The organism is Bacillus sp. FSL M8-0277, assembly GCF_037975305.1.
GTDB classification, from domain to species: Bacteria; Bacillota; Bacilli; order Bacillales; family Bacillaceae; genus Bacillus; species Bacillus pumilus.
Genome location: NZ_CP150255.1, coordinates 1,806,021 through 1,822,932, shown reverse-complemented (window position 1 = coordinate 1,822,932; position 16,912 = coordinate 1,806,021). Strand labels below are relative to the sequence as shown.

16 protein-coding genes are annotated in these 16,912 nt (G+C 40.5%); 13 read left to right on the top strand and 3 right to left on the bottom strand.

Annotated elements, in window-relative coordinates:
• The first annotated feature begins 198 nt into the window (after positions 1-198).
• From MKZ05_RS09035 to MKZ05_RS09020, 4 genes are all read left to right on the top strand, one after another.
• Positions 199-1,722 carry a glycoside hydrolase family 43 protein gene (locus MKZ05_RS09035; protein WP_339162393.1) on the top strand — a complete coding sequence of 508 codons (1,524 nt, stop codon included), beginning with the start codon at positions 199-201 and terminating at the stop codon, positions 1,720-1,722.
• A 31-nt stretch (positions 1,723-1,753) separates the two neighbouring features.
• Positions 1,754-3,019 (top strand): glucuronoxylanase, encoded by a 1,266-nt coding sequence (locus MKZ05_RS09030; protein WP_226805255.1) that lies wholly within the window; start codon positions 1,754-1,756, stop codon positions 3,017-3,019.
• A 128-nt stretch (positions 3,020-3,147) separates the two neighbouring features.
• Positions 3,148-3,855, top strand: coding sequence for a response regulator transcription factor (locus tag MKZ05_RS09025; protein ID WP_339162276.1), 708 nt, complete (start codon positions 3,148-3,150; stop codon positions 3,853-3,855).
• 2 nt (positions 3,856-3,857) lie between these two features.
• Entirely contained in the window at positions 3,858-5,261 is a 1,404-nt protein-coding gene (locus tag MKZ05_RS09020; protein ID WP_339162273.1) for a HAMP domain-containing sensor histidine kinase, read from the top strand.
• Between the two features lie 54 nt (positions 5,262-5,315).
• Here the strand turns inward: MKZ05_RS09020 and MKZ05_RS09015 are convergent, their stop codons facing one another.
• A complete protein-coding gene (locus tag MKZ05_RS09015; protein ID WP_050944865.1) occupies positions 5,316-5,624 on the bottom strand; it encodes a DUF4870 domain-containing protein in 309 nt (102 codons plus the stop codon).
• Positions 5,625-5,999: 375 nt separating this feature from the next.
• Here MKZ05_RS09015 and MKZ05_RS09010 point away from each other — a divergent pair, with 375 nt between their 5' ends.
• The 7 genes from MKZ05_RS09010 (at position 6,000) to MKZ05_RS08980 (ending at position 12,938) form a co-directional block, all read left to right on the top strand.
• Entirely contained in the window at positions 6,000-6,842 is an 843-nt protein-coding gene (locus MKZ05_RS09010) for a PRD domain-containing protein (protein WP_339162271.1), read from the top strand.
• A gap of 119 nt (positions 6,843-6,961) precedes the next feature.
• Positions 6,962-8,851 (top strand): beta-glucoside-specific PTS transporter subunit IIABC, encoded by a 1,890-nt coding sequence (locus MKZ05_RS09005; protein WP_339162269.1) that lies wholly within the window; start codon positions 6,962-6,964, stop codon positions 8,849-8,851.
• A 14-nt stretch (positions 8,852-8,865) separates the two neighbouring features.
• Complete coding sequence (locus MKZ05_RS09000; protein WP_277552142.1) at positions 8,866-10,341, top strand: family 1 glycosylhydrolase; 1,476 nt, start codon at positions 8,866-8,868, stop codon at positions 10,339-10,341.
• 194 nt (positions 10,342-10,535) lie between these two features.
• Positions 10,536-10,946, top strand: a complete 411-nt coding sequence (locus MKZ05_RS08995; RefSeq protein ID WP_106028872.1) for a MerR family transcriptional regulator — start codon at positions 10,536-10,538, stop codon at positions 10,944-10,946.
• 18 nt (positions 10,947-10,964) lie between these two features.
• A complete protein-coding gene (locus MKZ05_RS08990; protein WP_310023925.1) occupies positions 10,965-11,891 on the top strand; it encodes an alpha/beta hydrolase in 927 nt (308 codons plus the stop codon).
• 233 nt (positions 11,892-12,124) lie between these two features.
• Positions 12,125-12,397, top strand: a complete 273-nt coding sequence (locus MKZ05_RS08985; RefSeq protein WP_050944871.1) for a DUF2651 family protein — start codon at positions 12,125-12,127, stop codon at positions 12,395-12,397.
• A 118-nt stretch (positions 12,398-12,515) separates the two neighbouring features.
• Positions 12,516-12,938, top strand: a complete 423-nt coding sequence (locus MKZ05_RS08980) for a cytidine deaminase (protein WP_251190471.1) — start codon at positions 12,516-12,518, stop codon at positions 12,936-12,938.
• Between the two features lie 43 nt (positions 12,939-12,981).
• On the opposite strand, the gene MKZ05_RS08975 is transcribed toward MKZ05_RS08980, so the two are convergent.
• Positions 12,982-13,749 (bottom strand): pentapeptide repeat-containing protein, encoded by a 768-nt coding sequence (locus tag MKZ05_RS08975; protein ID WP_339162266.1) that lies wholly within the window; start codon positions 13,747-13,749, stop codon positions 12,982-12,984.
• Positions 13,750-13,917: 168 nt separating this feature from the next.
• Between MKZ05_RS08975 and MKZ05_RS08970 the strand changes: the two genes are divergently transcribed.
• Entirely contained in the window at positions 13,918-15,063 is a 1,146-nt protein-coding gene (locus tag MKZ05_RS08970; protein ID WP_339162263.1) for a choline esterase, read from the top strand.
• A 245-nt stretch (positions 15,064-15,308) separates the two neighbouring features.
• Here MKZ05_RS08970 and MKZ05_RS08965 read toward each other — a convergent pair whose 3' ends face one another.
• Entirely contained in the window at positions 15,309-15,497 is a 189-nt protein-coding gene (locus tag MKZ05_RS08965) for a hypothetical protein (protein ID WP_339162260.1), read from the bottom strand.
• 220 nt (positions 15,498-15,717) lie between these two features.
• Here MKZ05_RS08965 and MKZ05_RS08960 point away from each other — a divergent pair, with 220 nt between their 5' ends.
• Positions 15,718-16,887, top strand: a complete 1,170-nt coding sequence (locus tag MKZ05_RS08960) for an NAD(P)/FAD-dependent oxidoreductase (RefSeq protein ID WP_050944880.1) — start codon at positions 15,718-15,720, stop codon at positions 16,885-16,887.
• The last annotated feature ends 25 nt before the right edge of the window (positions 16,888-16,912 follow it).

Here is a 16,912-nt window from a genome sequence, read left to right as displayed (position 1 = left end):
AAAAGGAGAACTGCATTTTTTTGTTGTCTCCTAGTCAAAAAGTAAGGGTTTTCATCGTTGTTTTAGCAGCGATTCTCCCAAGAAATCATCCTTTGTATTCATTCTTCATCAGCGTCTATCAACATAATTTGAAATTGGGCGTAAACCCCAAGATTAGGAAGATGAAAACAGGAGGAAAATGACACGATGAGAAAGAGGATGAAGTGCGGTGTAGGTTTTTTGATTCTTGCTTTGGTACTAAGCTGTATACCTGTATATGATGCGAGTGCAGCAAGTACCCCCATTGCAAAACGAGTAGGAAATGCAAATCCGCTCATAGACCATCACCTGGGGGCAGATCCGTTTGCGCTCACCTATAACGGAAGAGTGTACATTTATATGTCGAGTGATGACTATGAATATCACAGCAATGGAACGATTAAGGACAATTCTTTTGCAAATTTGAATAGGGTTTTTGTCATCTCTTCGGCAGATATGGTGAACTGGACAGATCACGGAGCGATTCCAGTAGCAGGTGCCAATGGGGCCAATGGCGGGAAAGGGATTGCCAAATGGGCAGGCGCATCTTGGGCTCCAGCCGCTGCGGTGAAGAAGATCAATGGGAAGGATAAATTTTTCCTTTATTTTGCTAACAGCGGCGGAGGGATTGGCGTCCTGACAGCGGACAGCCCGATTGGTCCCTGGAAAGATCCTATCGGAAAAGCGCTCGTCACGCCAAATACACCAGGGATGTCCGGTGTTGTATGGCTGTTTGATCCAGCCGTATTTGTAGATGATGACGGGACCGGTTATCTATATGCTGGTGGAGGCGTTCCAGGCGGTTCAAATCCAACGCAGGGACAATGGGCCAATCCTAAAACAGCAAGAGTTCTGAAGCTAGGGCCTGACATGACAAGTGTGGTCGGTAGTGCATCAACCATTGATGCTCCTTTCATGTTTGAAGATTCAGGGATGCATAAGTATAACGGTACCTATTACTATTCCTATTGCATCAATTTTGGCGGCTCCCACCCAGCAGATAAACCACCAGGCGAGATCGGCTATATGACGAGCTCAAGTCCTATGGGTCCCTTTACGTATAAAGGACACTTCTTGAAAAATCCGGGTGCATTTTTCGGTGGCGGCGGTAACAACCATCATGCTGTGTTCAATTTTAAAAACGAGTGGTATGTCGTGTATCACACACAAACGGTGAGTTCTGCCTTATACGGAGCAGGGAAAGGCTACAGATCTCCCCACATTAATAAGCTTGTGCATAATGCTGACGGCTCCCTTCGAGAGGTCGCAGCCAATTTTGAAGGCGTTAAACAGCTTTCCAACTTAAATCCTTATCAACGGGTAGAAGCTGAAACATTCGCTTGGAATGGGCGCATTTTAACAGAGGCCTCCTCAGCACCTGGTGGGCCAGCCAATAACCAGCACGTCACAAACATTCAAAACGGCGATTGGGTGGCTGTCAGTAATGTCGATTTCGGATCGAGAGGTGCCAGAACCTTTAAAGCCAATGTAGCAGCCGCTTCAGGCGGACAAATTGAAGTACGTCTTGGCAGTCCAGACGGTAGAATTGCTGGAACACTCAATGTCCCTTCCACAGGCGGAAACTGGCGAGAAATAGAAGCGGCAGTAAACGGGGCAACGGGAGTACACAACGTATTTTTTGTCTTCAAAGGAAATGGTTCCAGCCTATTCCAATTTGATTCCTGGCAGTTTACTCAAAGGTAAACAAAACTGGTTGATGGGAGAGTGGGAAAATTTGATGTCCATAATCAAAAAACCAATTTGCACTTTATTGGTCTGCTTCACTATGTTGTCTGTCATGTTTTTAGGGCCTGGGGTAACTGAGGTGTCAGCGGCAGATGCGAATATTAATGTCAACGCGGAAAGACAAGTGATCCGCGGCTTTGGCGGAATGAACCACCCGGCCTGGATTGGTGATTTGACCGGCCCTCAAAGGGATACCGCCTTTGGCAATGGACAGAATCAGTTAGGATTCTCCATTTTACGGATTTATGTAGACGAGAACAGAAATAATTGGCACAGAGAAGTCGCCACCGCCAAAAGAGCGATAGAGCACGGCGCTTTGGTGATTGCTTCGCCTTGGAATCCTCCAAGCCATATGGTAGAGACTTTCAACCGTAATGGTGCGTCTGCAAAGCGGCTGAGATACAATCAATACGCCGCATATGCTCAGCATTTGAATGATTTTGTGACATTCATGAAAAATAACGGCGTCAATCTCTATGCCATTTCTGTACAGAACGAGCCTGATTATGCACATGAATGGACATGGTGGACACCTCAGGAAATCCTGCGATTCATGAGAGAAAATGCTGGCTCCATTAATGCACGTGTGATTGCACCAGAATCCTTTCAATACCTTAAGAATATCTCAGATCCTATCTTAAACGATCCGCAGGCGCTTAGAAATATGGACATTCTCGGTGCCCATCTGTACGGAACCCAAATCAGCCAGCTTCCGTATCCTCTTTTCAAACAAAAAGGAGGGGGAAAAGAGCTGTGGATGACAGAGGTCTACTACCCGAATAGTGATAACAATTCAGCGGACCGCTGGCCTGAGGCATTAGGGGTATCAGAGCATATTCACCATTCAATGGTGGAAGGGGACTTTCAGGCGTATGTGTGGTGGTACATCCGGAGATCATACGGTCCTATGAAAGAAGATGGAATGATTAGCAAGCGCGGATACAACATGGCGCATTTCTCCAAGTTTGTGCGTCCAGGGTACGTCAGAATTGATGCAACGAAAAGCCCTGAACCGAATGTTTTCGTCTCAGCCTATAAAGGAAACAATCAGGTCGTCATTGTCGCGATTAACAAAAACAATACAGGAGTCAATCAACACTTTGTCATGCAAAACGGAACTGCTTCACAAGCGTCAAGATGGATCACGAGCAGCAACAGTAACCTTCAGCCTGGAACTGACTTAAACATATCAGGAAATCAATTTTGGGCTCATCTCCCTGCTCAAAGTGTGACAACATTTGTGGTCAAACGCTAAAAAACACCAAAAGCCAATTTTCTCATTAAAAAAGAAAATTGGCTTTTTTGTGTCAATAGAAAGTTGATTTTTCACGATGTCTACACTTTGGGTATAATAATAACAATGACTTCAGGAGAGTGATCATAATGCCAAAACTTCAAAGCAAAGTCTTGATTATAGATGACGAAAAAGAAATCTTAGAATTAATCCATACCGTATTAACAAGAGAAGGCATTGACCGGGTGATAACAGCTTCAACTGCCCGTGATGGGCTCTCACAATTCCATCAAGAACAACCCGATCTCGTCATACTGGATATTATGCTACCAGACGGTGAAGGCTACGATATTTGCAAACAAATCAGAGACGTCTCGCATGTTCCGATTATCTTTTTATCAGCAAAGGGAGAGGAATCAGACAAAATTGTAGGACTTGCCATTGGCGGTGATGATTATATTACAAAGCCGTTCAGTCCAAAAGAAGTCGCCTACCGGGTAAAAGCCCAGCTTAGACGGTCGTCATACTTACAGCCTTCTCAAGCAGATCCCATCATCAAAAAAGGGCCATTTGAGTTAAACGAGCAGCAAGCCGAACTGACGAAAAACGGAGCGGCGATTGAGCTCACTCCGAAAGAACTTATGCTGATGACCTATTTCTTGCAGCACCCGAATCGCGTGATCAGTAAAGAAACGCTTTATCAAATGGTTTGGGGAGAGGATTTCTTCGGTTCTGATAATACGGTGATGGTTCATATACGAAGACTTCGGGAGAAAATAGAAAATTCCCCATCTACACCAGAATTTCTCGTAACGGTTAAAGGACTTGGCTATAAATTCGTTGTAAAGGATGCGTAAAGATGAAATGGCGATTAACAGGCAGATATATGGTCTCTGTCATTATCGTGACCATTATCACGGTCTTTATTAACTTATTTGGATTCATGATTTGGCTTGTACTACAAGCAAGCAGCCAGCAAAACGAAGAAAATACGCCCGAAACCTTCACAAGAACATTTGAACAATACATCACCTTGTCCAATCAAGATATCACTGTGAGCAAAGAAGGACAGCAAGCCTTAAAACAACAAAATGCATGGATTCAAATATTAGACGAAAATGGACAAGATGTTTATCATGCACAAGCACCTAAAGGCTTAAAGAGCAAATACACACCTATAGAAATCGTAAACTTACATAAATATAAAGATAAGCAATTGATGTCGACTATCTATGCTGGGGGGAAAAATGGAAAGGGCAAGGAATACAGCTACTTTATCGGATTTAAGGACCCTTCCATCGGAAAATATTTATTTTCGTTCAATACGAAAGACTTAATATCGCAATTCAATATCGGGACGATGATTTTATTATCGATTGATGCCATCATTGCCTTAGTCATTGGATACTTATTCAGCCGGCAGCTCATCAAACCGCTCGGCCGTGCCATTTATGGCATCCAGCGGCTCGCAAACGGAGATTATACGACGAAGCTGCCAACTAAGGGGATATATAAAGATGTCTTCTATAATGTCAATCACTTATCAGAACAGCTCGCTTCAAGCCAAAAAGAAAAAGACAAATTAGAGCAAATGCGGGAAGAGTGGATCAGCCATATTTCTCATGATATTAAAACACCATTATCCTCCATTCAAGGCTATGCAGAAATCATGAAAGATCCAAATTATCCTCTTTCAGATCAAGACATCAAACATTATGCCAGCATCATAGAGAATAAATCACTGTACATCAAAGATGTCATGGAGGATCTCAATTTAACAACAAGGCTGAAAAATAACGACGTGATGCTGCATAAAGAGCTGGTGAACATTGTACCGTTGCTGCGTGAAACGTTAATTGATATCCTCAACGATTCGAGATATGCAGATCAGACCATTGAGCTGCAAACGAATGTAGACAAGCTTATGCTGAATATTGATACGATCCTCATACGAAGAGCGGTCACCAATCTCATTTTAAATGCCCTTGTTCACAATGATGCTGATGTGAACATCATTGTACAGCTTGAACAAAAAGAAAACACCCACATTACGATTCAAGACAACGGCAAAGGAATCGAAGAGGCAGAGCTAGAAAAAGTGTTTGACCGCTACTATAGAGGGACAAATACAGGAGGGACACATGCAGGCTCTGGTCTTGGAATGGCGATTGCAAAGGATATTATCCAAAAACACGGCGGGGATACTACGATACGCAGTATGATAGGGGAAGGAACAACGATTGATATCCAATTACCCGCATGAACGGACATACAAAAAAACGGTTCTGCTCAATCACAGAACCGTTTTTTTCAACTATTATTCTGAAAACACTTTAATGCCTTTCACAATGTTCCAAATGAAGAAGTAGATCGCGACAAGGAATGTCACAGCATACGTTGCAATTAAGAACGGACCAGCATGACTGATATCGTTCATGCCAAGTAACCCTGAACCGGCAATACCGATGCCAAAAATCAAATAAGGAATTAAATGCGTCCAAAGCGATTTTTTCGCATGATATTTCACTTCGTCCTTTCCTAAGAAATAGACGATAATTGGAAACAGAAACGGTGCAAAAAAGATACTGAAGTAACATAATGAAGACAAAATTTTATTTTCTCTCAAACCTTTTCACCTCTATGATTGATTTAGAAGAGGGGACCATTTGACTCTTCCCTCACTTCCTTACAACCCCATTGTACAACCTCAACCTTAACTTGTATTAATCCGAACCTTACAGCAACCTTAAAAATGTTAAACCGTAAAATGATCAATGAAAGATAAAATGATTATAGGTATTTCAATCTATTTTTTCAGAAAAAATAGTTGACTTTGGTCATCCCTCTGTTTAAAATAAAGTCGTAACCGATGCAGGAGTGTTACTGATATGATCAGGCACCACCAAGTCAGGTAAACAGTTTGTACATTTTGTACGTTGTTTGCTGAGATTTTGGTGTTTTTTTATGCTTTTTTTAGCATTTTAGGTAAGGTGGGATGAGGATGTTCACCGTCGTTAAAGTTTTAAATAATAATATCGTATTAGCTCTAACAGATGCTCAAAATGAAGTCGTTGTTTTTGGAACAGGAATAGGTTTTAAAAAGAAGAAAGGTGATACTCTTGATGAGAGCGCTGTCAGTAAGACATTTTATTCTGATCAGACGTCTCCATTAGAATCTCAACTTGCCGCTATCCCAACTGATATCCTTTTATTAACTGAAAAAATCATTCGTGTGGGCGAAGAGATGTTGAATAAGAAGTTAGGTTCCAGCGTGCTCTTTTCGCTATCCGATCATCTTACCTTTGCTATTCAAAGGCACGAAGAAAAAATGGCGTATGAAAACCCCATTGTGTGGGAAATTCCACATCTCTATTTTCAAGAATATCAAATCGGGAAAAAAGCACTGGCAATTATTCAAAAAATGATGGGCATTTCTTTTGAAGATACTGAAGCTTCACTCATTGCCCTGCATTTTGTAAACGCTCAAATAGATGGTCAGTCTATGGGAGACACCATTAAAATGACTCACCTCACCAAGGAAATCGTCAAAATTATTCAAAATATTTTCGAGATGATATTGGATAAATCATCCATTAATTATTCGAGGTTTATCACACACTTGAGATATTTTATTGTGAGGCAGGAAACCAATCACCCGCCGCAACAGATGGATGACTCGTTAAAAGAATTAATTCAGGATCGTTATATGAAGAGTTATGCCTGCGGATTGATTATCAAAGAAATGTTAAAACGAGAATTCAATTGGAAAGTGACAGAAGACGAACTTGTTTTTTTAGTCATCCATATTGAAAGAATCACAAAGGAACACCAAAAAAATAACTGATTTCTTTTAGGCGTGTTATGAAAAAGCATTAACCTAAACAAATCTCCATGAAGAAGAATGATCTTTTCTAATGGCGGATTTTGTTTAGGTTTTTTTTGTGAAAATGAAGGGGTGAAGGCATGGAAAACAAAGAATTGGCTCAAGAAATTGTGAATTTAATCGGTGGAACCGAAAATATATCTCAAAGTTGGCATTGTATCACGAGACTAAGATTTAATCTCAACGATGAAAGCCAAGTAAAAGTAGATGAGCTGAAAACATTAGATGGGGTTTTAGGTGCACAATTCCAAAGTGGACAATTCCAAGTCATTATTGGAGCAAAGGTAGCAGAGGTCTATGAGGAAATTGATCATCTGGTTGGTCATAGCAGCAATGAATCTGCTCCTGTTAAAAACACGTCAAAGATGAATCCAATTGAAGTCGTATTCGATGTGATCAGCGGGATTTTCACACCTATTTTGCCAGCGATTGTTGGGAGTGGATTGATCAAAGGGATCATGGCACTGCTTGTTAGCTTAGGCTGGCTGACGGAAACAAGCGCTACCTATCAAGTGCTTCAAATCTTTTCAAATGCTGTCTTTTACTTTTTACCTTTCCTCATTGCTTATTCGGCAGCGAAGAAGTTTAAAACAAGAGAATCTCTCGCGCTCGCATTAGCAGGAATTTTACTATATCCAACGATGATCGAAGGTGCAGCAAAAGGAGCAGACCCGTTAAGCTTTTTAGGGTTAAGTATTCCACTAAATAATTACACATCTTCCGTATTACCAATTATTTTAGGTGTGCTATTACTAAGCTTTGTCGATAAGTGGATAACAAAAGCGATCCCAAAATCCTTAAGTATCGTATTTACACCGGTACTGAGCCTGATGATCACGGCTCCTCTTACACTGGCTTTTATAGCTCCTATTGGAAACGTTTCCGGGCAGTATTTAGAAATCTTTTTCACTTCTTTGTTCAATTTCGCTGGTCCGATTGCCGGTTTATTAATGGGCGGCTTGATGCCACTCATTGTGTTAACTGGGATGCATTACGCATTCTTCCCAAGCACGTTAGCCAGCTTTGAAAAAGTGGGTTACGATATCATGCTGCTTCCGATGAATTTCATTGCGAATATGGCACAAGCAGGCGCTGTGTTAGGTGTCATCATCCGCACCAAGCGGGTAGAAACAAGGTCTTTAGCACTTTCAACATTGCTTCCTAGTTTCTTCGGTATCACAGAACCAGCCATTTATGGAGTCACACTTAGACTAAAAAAACCTTTTTATGCTTCATTAATTGGCGGCGCAGTCGGTGGATGTTTTTACGGTTTATTTTCAGTTAAAACGACAGCCTTTTCGATCCCAGGCATTACTTCACTGCCCACTTACATTATGAAAGGGACGAATAATTTCCAGCTGGCTCTCATTGGAATCGCCTTGAGCTTCATCGTGTCACTTCTCGTCACCATTTTCCTTGGATTTAAGGAGTCAGTCACCGTTAACGAGCAAGCAGCAGAAAAGCCAAATCACACTGTGAGTACAGAGAATCAACAAATGTCTAGACAAACAAGCCCATTCGAAGTTCAAGCACCTATGAGTGGAAAGGTCATTCCTTTATCTGCAGTGAATGATTCAGTGTTCTCAAGTGAAATGATGGGGAAGGGAGTCGCAATTTTGCCTGATAAGGGGGTGGTACAAGCACCGTTCTCAGGAAAAGTAGTGACTGTTACGCCTACTAAACATGCCATCGGACTCGTTTCAGATGATGGAATTGAATTATTGATCCACGTGGGGATTGATACCGTCAGCCTAAATGGCCAATTCTTTGATGTACTGGTAAAAGAGGGCGATGAGATGAAGACCGGGGATCATTTATTATCGTTTGATATAGAAGGAATTCAATCAAACCATTTAGATGTAGTGACACCTATCATCGTCACAAATTCAACGCAATACCTTGATGTGATTCATACAGGTGACGCTCATGTCACCGCAGGTCAAAATAAGCTCTTAATGCTTATTCACTAATATAAAGAGAAGGGATGATTGAAATGAAGAATGTAAAAAAAGGATTTTCAGATGATTTTTTATGGGGTGGCGCAACTGCTGCCAATCAAATAGAAGGCGCGTACTTAGAAGGTGGCAAGGGCCTATCGACGTCAGACTTTGCTGCATATAAAGATCCTTATGAAAAAGGAAAAGTGAACAACTTTACTTTCGATGTTAGTTCAGCTGAATTAAAAAGATACAAGGAACAACCTGATGAATTTGATTTCCCGAAAAGACGCGGAATCGATTTTTACCATCGATATGAAGAGGATATTGCACTATTTGCAGAAATGGGCTTTAAAGTGTTTCGCTTGTCTATATCATGGGCAAGAATCTTCCCAACTGGTTTAGAGGAAAAGCCGAACGAAGAAGGATTGGCTTTTTATGATCAAGTATTTGATGAATGTGCGAAATATGGAATTGAACCGTTAGTCACGATGTCTCACTATGAAATGCCGATTACTTTAACAGAGAAATATAATGGCTGGATGAGTAGAGAGCTTGTGCCGTTGTTTGAAAAATATGCCCGTGCCATTTTAGAAAGATATAAAGATAAAGTGAAGTATTGGATTACATTCAATGAAATGAATATGAACCTCAACAGCCTTTACACCGGTGCTGGAATTTTAGAGGACCTAGTAGACCATAAATTACAGGCTGCGTATCAAGCGTCACATCATCAATTTATCGCCAGCGCTCTCACAGTGAAGGCAGCAAAAGAAATCATTCCGCATGCACAAATTGGCTGTATGATTAACCAAATTGAAGCCTATGCAAAAACAACAAAGCCAGAGGACCAGCTGCAAGCGGTAAAATCGAACCAATTGAATATGTTCTATCCAGATGTTCAAGCTAGAGGAGAATATCCAACATACATGGTAAAATACTTTGCAGACAACGACATCAAGCTGGATATCAAAGAGCAGGATGAACAAATTTTGAAAGAGGGGATTGTTGATTTTGTGGCAATCAGCTACTATATGTCCCACGTTGCAGAAGCGCGAGAAGATGCGGCTGAGCTAGCGGGTACATTTGATAGTCCAATCAAAAATGAGCATTTGGAGCTATCACAATGGGATTGGCCAATTGATCCGATGGGACTCCGCATTTCATTAATCAAGCTGTATGACAGATACCAAAAGCCTTTATTTGTATGTGAAAATGGACTTGGCGCAAGAGATACATTGACACCAGACGGAGAAATACACGACGATTATCGAATTGATTACTTGAAAAAACATATTGAACAAATGAAAGAAGCAGTCAAAGAAGGTGTCGACTTAATGGGGTATACGCCTTGGGGATGCATCGACTTAATTAGCTGCGGAACATCTCAAATGAGTAAACGCTATGGTTTGATCTATGTGGATCAAGACGACAGAGGGAATGGTACATTAAATCGTTACCGAAAAGATTCCTTCTACTGGTACAAAAATGTGATTGCAACAAATGGAGAAGATTTATCATAATCCAGATTGAATGATGAAAACATCATTGCGCCCGCCTTTATTTGCCGGGTGCGATGGTGTTTTATTTGTTTACCGAAAAGAAACCCAAATCATGTCATAGCAAGCCAATAAATGTTTCACCTTGACCTTGAAGTATAGTTCAACCTTTATAATATATATATATAGTAAGACAAAATAATGACAAAGGAGTAACGATGGAGTTGATGACTAGAGGAGAACTTGCCAAAAAAACAGGAATAAGTCCTGCCGCAATTCGTTACTATGAAGAGCACAACATATTACCTGCTCCAAGACGACGTTCAAACGGTTACAGATTCTATACAGAAGACTATGTTGTGAAGATTCAATTGATCAAAGATGCGAAAACATTGGGTTATTCATTAAAGGAAATAGCTGAAATCATGGACATGCTAAGTCAAGACATAGAACTTGATACGCTAAGAAAAATTGTCCATCTTAAACATGAAGAAATTGAAAGGAAAATCAAAAGCCTTCGTCTCATTCAAGACCTTTTATCTAACTTATTAAAAACTCCTGAAAAAAAAGTACAAGTCTACCTGGAATCATTTCGTGTACCAAACCAGGATGATCAATCCTCATATTGAGTGAAAGGAGAGAAAAAAATGAGTGTAGAAATTTATCAAGGTGAACGTTCTGACGAAAGTATTCAATTTGAAACATTATTCGCTTCGCAAAGTAATAAAGAGAGTTTTTCTAGTATCGAGCACACAAAAAAATTTCTTGAGCAAAAAGGAATTGAAAATACGCAGCCTTATGCCATTGGAGATGATGTGAAGTTAATGAGTGAGGTACAAGAGCAGACATTCGAAGGCATGCAAGTTTTCACATTGAATGAACAAGCATCACAAAAACAAAAAGTCATTCTCTATCTACATGGAGGCGCATGGACAAATCAGCCTTTGAATGTCCATTGGTGGTTCATGGATAAAATGGCGCAATCACTAGGTGCGAAAGTAGTCGCTCCTATTTACCCAAAAGTGCCTCATTATAGCTACCAGGATACGTATCCGAAAATACTTAACCTATATAAAGACCTTCTGAAAACTGCCGGAAGTGCCAATCAATTGACGATCATGGGAGATTCAGCTGGCGGAAATATCTCACTTGGTCTGGCGCACCTTTTAAAGAAGGAGGATCTGCCGCAACCGAAGGATATTATTTTATTATCTGCATGTGTTGACATGAGCTTAAGCAATCCTCTCATGTTTAAATATGCAAAAAAGGACCCGATTCTAGGTTATGAAGGAATGGAAGCCATTGCAAAGATTTGGACAGCTGATCAACATGTAACTGACCCATTGATCAGTCCCATTTACGGTGACTTCAAAGGACTTGCGAAGATCACTCATTTTATTGGAACACATGATATGTTATACCCAGATGCCATAAAGCTCGATGAAAAACTAACAGAACAAGGAATTGACATCAAAACCTTTGTTTATCCTGAAATGCTTCATGTATTTGTTGTCATGCCAATCCCTGAGGCACAAGATGCTCAGGAGAAAATCATTCAGGTGATCAATCGTTAAGAAATGTATAATGATTTGATTGAAATAGTCGAAAGTTTAGTGAATGGGCTGCTTTCATGAAAGCAGCCTTTTTCAACTCAACATGAAATACATCCAGAATATCAACTCACTACAGATTAAACTTCTTTAAATTCCAATTTTTGTTTACAACGAGCGTATTTCCCATTAATATAATGATTGTTCGCTTCTTCATTGGATTTAAATAAATGACGGCTAGTAAAGGAGAGTGAATGATGATTGTTTCCTTTCTTCAACCTATGGCTCTGATCTTGTTTACATTGCCTTTGTTATCTTTGATATGGGGGATTGTCGGCTATTTCATCTTTAAGCGGGTCTACGTCGTTCTAGTGATCACATTTGCAGCTTCAACCGTTTTTATCTTTGCCTATACGGGGTTCGATTTGTCGAATATGTATTGGGTCGTCGCAATGACTTTTCTATGCATGTGTACCTCTCTCATCACAAAAATCATCCAATTTATGATTCAACGCTATAAAAAAGCATAAAGAAGCTTATGCCTGCAAACATAAGCTTTATTTTTGTTTCCACTCATCTTCGGGCAAACAGTTCATTACCTAATGTTTGGTATAATAGATACGAGCATGGAAGGGGAAGGAGAACACGTTGGAAACTTTTGATTTATCCCAAGAAGATCTTGAATTAATAGACGAAGCAAAAAAGAAGATTATCAGTCTTTATGAAGATGATAAACACCATGTAGGGGCAGCGATCCGCATGAAAACAGGAGAAATAATGTCGGCTGTCCATATAGAAGCCTATATCGGACGGGTAACTGTTTGTGCAGAAGCCATTGCGATTGGCAGTGCTTTATCGAATGGACATAAGGATTTTGATACAATTGTTGCAGTGAGACACCCCTATTCAGATGAAGAAGATAGAAAAATTAGGGTAGTAAGCCCTTGCGGCATCTGCCGAGAGCTCATTTCAGACTTCGAACCAGCATGTTTTGTCATCATCGAGATGGCTGGGGAGCTGGTCAAGGTGAAAATCGAAGAACTCATTCCGCTCAAATATACTCGAAGCTGATGTACCACATAGATATACAGTAGGAGGATGGATGCAGAAAACATCAAGTGTGATCCTTACTGCATTCAAGATGACAGAAAAATCGCTCAACAAAAGTAGCCCCATGTATTTTCTTCAAATGCGCCGTGTTAAAAATATATTGTTCCATATGCTCAAGCTTTCGCAGACTACGCGCTAGTATTTTCCGTTCATCGTCAGAAAGAGCAGGGTCATCATTTACCTTCTCCAAAGCCATTTTCACTCGTGCAGATACCTTTTCAACATAGAGATGGTTTTTGGATGTTGGCGGAATACATGCCGACAGGTCACAGCCTGTAAAACGAACACCGTCAAGGGTGCAGTTTTCAAAATCGGCGATCAGCTTTTGTTTGCCATTTCCCTCAAACGTTATATCTATTAGCTTACCAGCAAAGGTACAATTGACGATATTCGCTACCTGTAAAACGCGGTCATTGAATCTACATTTAGAGAAAATGCAATCGATAAACGTAGCATTCTCCAAGGTCATTCCCCTCATATCGCAAGAAGAAAATACGCAATTGGTGAAGACAGCTTCGTTTCTGCCAATGCCCACAGAACGCAAGTCGGAACGACTAAAAGTACAATGATCAATCGTACTACCGGCAAAAAATCTTGCATTCGTGAGATCACACGTATCAAATACAAGATGATCCAGGTGACAGCTCCAAAAAATAGGAGAACGAACATTTGAGTTGATGATTGTCGTTCTGCTGATTGTTTCGTGTTCATACCTGGCAATATCAGAAAATGATTCGTAGTCTATTGATATACCAGACTCAAGTCTTCTCATCGCTATCACCCTATCATTTCTTCAGAATTTTTTACAATCAAGAATTCCATTCAGCAAGTTCATTTCATTTTTCTTATCACTTGTATTTGACTCAAGATTATATCACAAAACGATACTCACCCAGCAAAGAACAGATATCCATTTTCAAGATGAAAGGGGCATAAAAGAATGAAAAGGTATGACACATTCCCAAAACCAATCGGTAGCTATATAGCCGGCCGAATCCAGATGGATTTTGAGTATACCGCATCAGATCACTCAAAAAGAGAATTGACCGCGTTTATATACTATCCATCTGATAGCAGCGAAGGGAAGACTGCATCAACGTACATGTTTCCTGAAGTCTACGAGATGCTTCATGAGCAGCCACTTGTCACTGAATATTTGAAGGAAATAAACTTCTTCTCTACCGATATCAAGACTCATTGTTATGACGATCTTGCTCTTTCCGGGAAGGAAAAGCGCTATCCAGTGGTATTCTATGTTTGCGGCGGGGGTGGTTCACCAGAATGGGGGACAGCCATCTGTACAGACATGGCAAGCCAAGGGTATGTTGTCGTCAGTATCGGTCATCAGGATAGCACCATGTATAAACGGAAAGATGGGAAGCTGGTGAATGTCTCAAAGGGTTTTTCGGATGTCATTATGGCGTTTTCTGAAGATCCAGAGATGATGGCGCTGGCTAGTAAGATGAAAATGCGCCCTGACGATGAAACGGCTATTGAGATGTGCCATAACATCCTTACCTTGCCAATCATTAACGAGTTAACAAGATATAGTGAACGACAGGCAGAAGATGTAAGGTACGTAGCTGATTATCTTCACAGACTAGACTCTGGAGAATGGAAGTCCATCTTTCATAACAGACTGCTGCTCGGCATCGGCATGGGCATCGCCGGGCATTCTTATGGCGGGCCTACAGCGGCTATTGTTTGCCGGGATGACGACCGGTTTATCTGCGGGGTTGGCTTAGATAGTGGTGCATTCGGCCTTCTCGACAGCGACCTCAATAAACCCTTTTTGCTGCTGTTTTCTGAACCGAATTATGATATGAATGCGATCATTGGCGATAACAACAGCATGGAAACCTATTATTTCTCCGTTGATGGTGCTGCACATTTAGATTACTGTGACATCGTGTTTACCGGCGTAGATGAGGAACTTAGAGGCACAAGGGATGTATTAGAGATGCGAAATCTTGTGACGGACTATACGAAGACCTTTTTTGATCATTATATCCTGCAAAAGGCTGTACATGTGGAAAACCTGTCATATGAAGGTGTAGACTTAATCAAGAAAACCAGTAACAAGTGAGATAGGGTAAGCTGCTGATAGCAGCCTTTTAAAGAGTCAGTTTAAAGTTGAATAACTTATTTAATTCATAAGCAAAAAGAGCAGTCAACAACCTCTCTTTTTTCGTGTGTTAATCTTTATGTTTTTTAATGGACTTTTTGTGATATGAGTCGGCTTATATCACATTCTTTAAATTCATATCAAGGTAAGTCACAAAAACGTAAACACATCTCCATTGTTCCAATGATAGATTGTGTTTAGGTTTTTTAGCGATTGAATCGTTTTCGAAGAACCAGGCATGAGATAGCAAAAACTGCGAAAGCGCCTGCTGATACAGCAGCAAACATCAGTCCAGATTGTTCTAGTTTGGATTTGAATAACAAAGGGACAGAAAGAATGAGCGCGGTACCACTAAAGCCCAATCCTAATATCAACATTGCCAATAATTTATTCATAGAAACACCTCTTACACTCAGAATTTGAACAATGAAAACCTTTAATATTCCTAGATGGAGTGTATCATATGATGGCGGGCGAGTGGTTTCTTTTCATTAAAACACAATCGTGAAACAAACAAATTTCAAACGAACACTGTTCTTTACGAACAATGTTCGTTATAATATAAATGAGATGTAGTTTTAAACGATTTCCATAAAAGAAGAGGAGATGCATACGATGACGGCATTATCTAAGAACCAAAAGCAAATCGCTATTATTGGAGGAGGACCTGGGGGGCTAACACTCGCCTTAATTCTGCAGAATTACGGTATACAAACAACCATCTACGAACGGGAGATGCATGACAAGAGTCTTGAACGAGGAGGCTCACTGGATATTCACGAAGAAACAGGCCAAAAAGCATTAAAAGAAGCAGGAGTTTATGAGAAATTTCAAAGGAATGCCCGTTATGAAGGAGAAGATTTCCGATTACTTGATAAATCAGGAAGAATTTATTTAGATGAAGAAACGGAATCAGATCAAAAAGGCACTCGTCCAGAAATTGATCGTGGTGTGTTGTGCGAACTGCTGTTAGATCAAATTGATGCTGCAAACATCAAATATGGATATAAACTAGAAAGATGCGTTTCATTAGAAAACGGCATGACGGAGCTTCATTTTGAAAACGGGGTTGTCGAGACAGTTGATCTTTTGATTGGGGCTGATGGTGCATTTTCTCGTGTGCGTCCTCTGTTAACAGATATTGAGATTGAATACTCTGGGCTCACGATGCTGGAATTGAATGTCCTAAGCGTAGAGGCGAACCACCCTGATTTAGCTGAATTTAATAAACGTGGTAAGATGTTTGCTTTAGCTGATCACAAAGGGATAATTGGGCAGTTAAACGGAGATGGACGAATCAAAGTGTATGCAAGCCTTATGGTAGAACGCAGCTGGATCGAGACTTGTGGTATACCGTTTCATCAAGCGAAAGAAGCAAAAGAACAATTATTAGAGTTATTTAGTGATTGGGATGATCAGCTGAAAAAGTATATTCGTTATGCAGAAGATGCCATCATTCCAAGACGGATTTATACGCTTCCTACCGGTTTTAAATGGAACCGTCATAAAGGAGTAACGCTTATCGGTGATGCAGCTCATGTCATGTCACCATTCGCAGGCGAGGGTGTAAACATGGCGATGTTTGATGCAAGGGAGCTAGCACTTGCTATTGTCCGACATCCTCATGATATTGAAAAGGCCATTGAGGAATACGAAGACATGATGTACGAATATTCATCGGAAAAGGCACATGAATCGGAGAATAGTTTAAAACTGTGTTTTTCAAAAGACGCTGCGGTCAAGCTTGCAGATATGATGAATTCTTTTCAAGAAAACGGTGATTGATGCTCAATTTACTATTTTACTTTGA

What these genes read in the sequence shown, in the direction of transcription:
- MKZ05_RS09035 (WP_339162393.1), top strand. Translation starts at nt 199, where the DNA reads ATGAAGTGCGGTGTAGGTTTTTTGATTCTTGCTTTGGTACTAAGCTGT.
- MKZ05_RS09025 (WP_339162276.1), top strand. Translation starts at nt 3,148, where the DNA reads ATGCCAAAACTTCAAAGCAAAGTCTTGATTATAGATGACGAAAAAGAA.
- MKZ05_RS09020 (WP_339162273.1), top strand. Translation starts at nt 3,858, where the DNA reads ATGAAATGGCGATTAACAGGCAGATATATGGTCTCTGTCATTATCGTG.
- MKZ05_RS09010 (WP_339162271.1), top strand. Translation starts at nt 6,000, where the DNA reads ATGTTCACCGTCGTTAAAGTTTTAAATAATAATATCGTATTAGCTCTA.
- MKZ05_RS09005 (WP_339162269.1), top strand. Translation starts at nt 6,962, where the DNA reads ATGGAAAACAAAGAATTGGCTCAAGAAATTGTGAATTTAATCGGTGGA.
- MKZ05_RS09000 (WP_277552142.1), top strand. Translation starts at nt 8,866, where the DNA reads ATGATTGAAATGAAGAATGTAAAAAAAGGATTTTCAGATGATTTTTTA.
- MKZ05_RS08995 (WP_106028872.1), top strand. Translation starts at nt 10,536, where the DNA reads ATGGAGTTGATGACTAGAGGAGAACTTGCCAAAAAAACAGGAATAAGT.
- MKZ05_RS08990 (WP_310023925.1), top strand. Translation starts at nt 10,965, where the DNA reads ATGAGTGTAGAAATTTATCAAGGTGAACGTTCTGACGAAAGTATTCAA.
- MKZ05_RS08985 (WP_050944871.1), top strand. Translation starts at nt 12,125, where the DNA reads ATGATTGTTTCCTTTCTTCAACCTATGGCTCTGATCTTGTTTACATTG.
- MKZ05_RS08975 (WP_339162266.1), bottom strand. Translation starts at nt 13,749, where the DNA reads ATGAGAAGACTTGAGTCTGGTATATCAATAGACTACGAATCATTTTCT.
- MKZ05_RS08970 (WP_339162263.1), top strand. Translation starts at nt 13,918, where the DNA reads ATGAAAAGGTATGACACATTCCCAAAACCAATCGGTAGCTATATAGCC.
- MKZ05_RS08965 (WP_339162260.1), bottom strand. Translation starts at nt 15,497, where the DNA reads ATGAATAAATTATTGGCAATGTTGATATTAGGATTGGGCTTTAGTGGT.
- MKZ05_RS08960 (WP_050944880.1), top strand. Translation starts at nt 15,718, where the DNA reads ATGACGGCATTATCTAAGAACCAAAAGCAAATCGCTATTATTGGAGGA.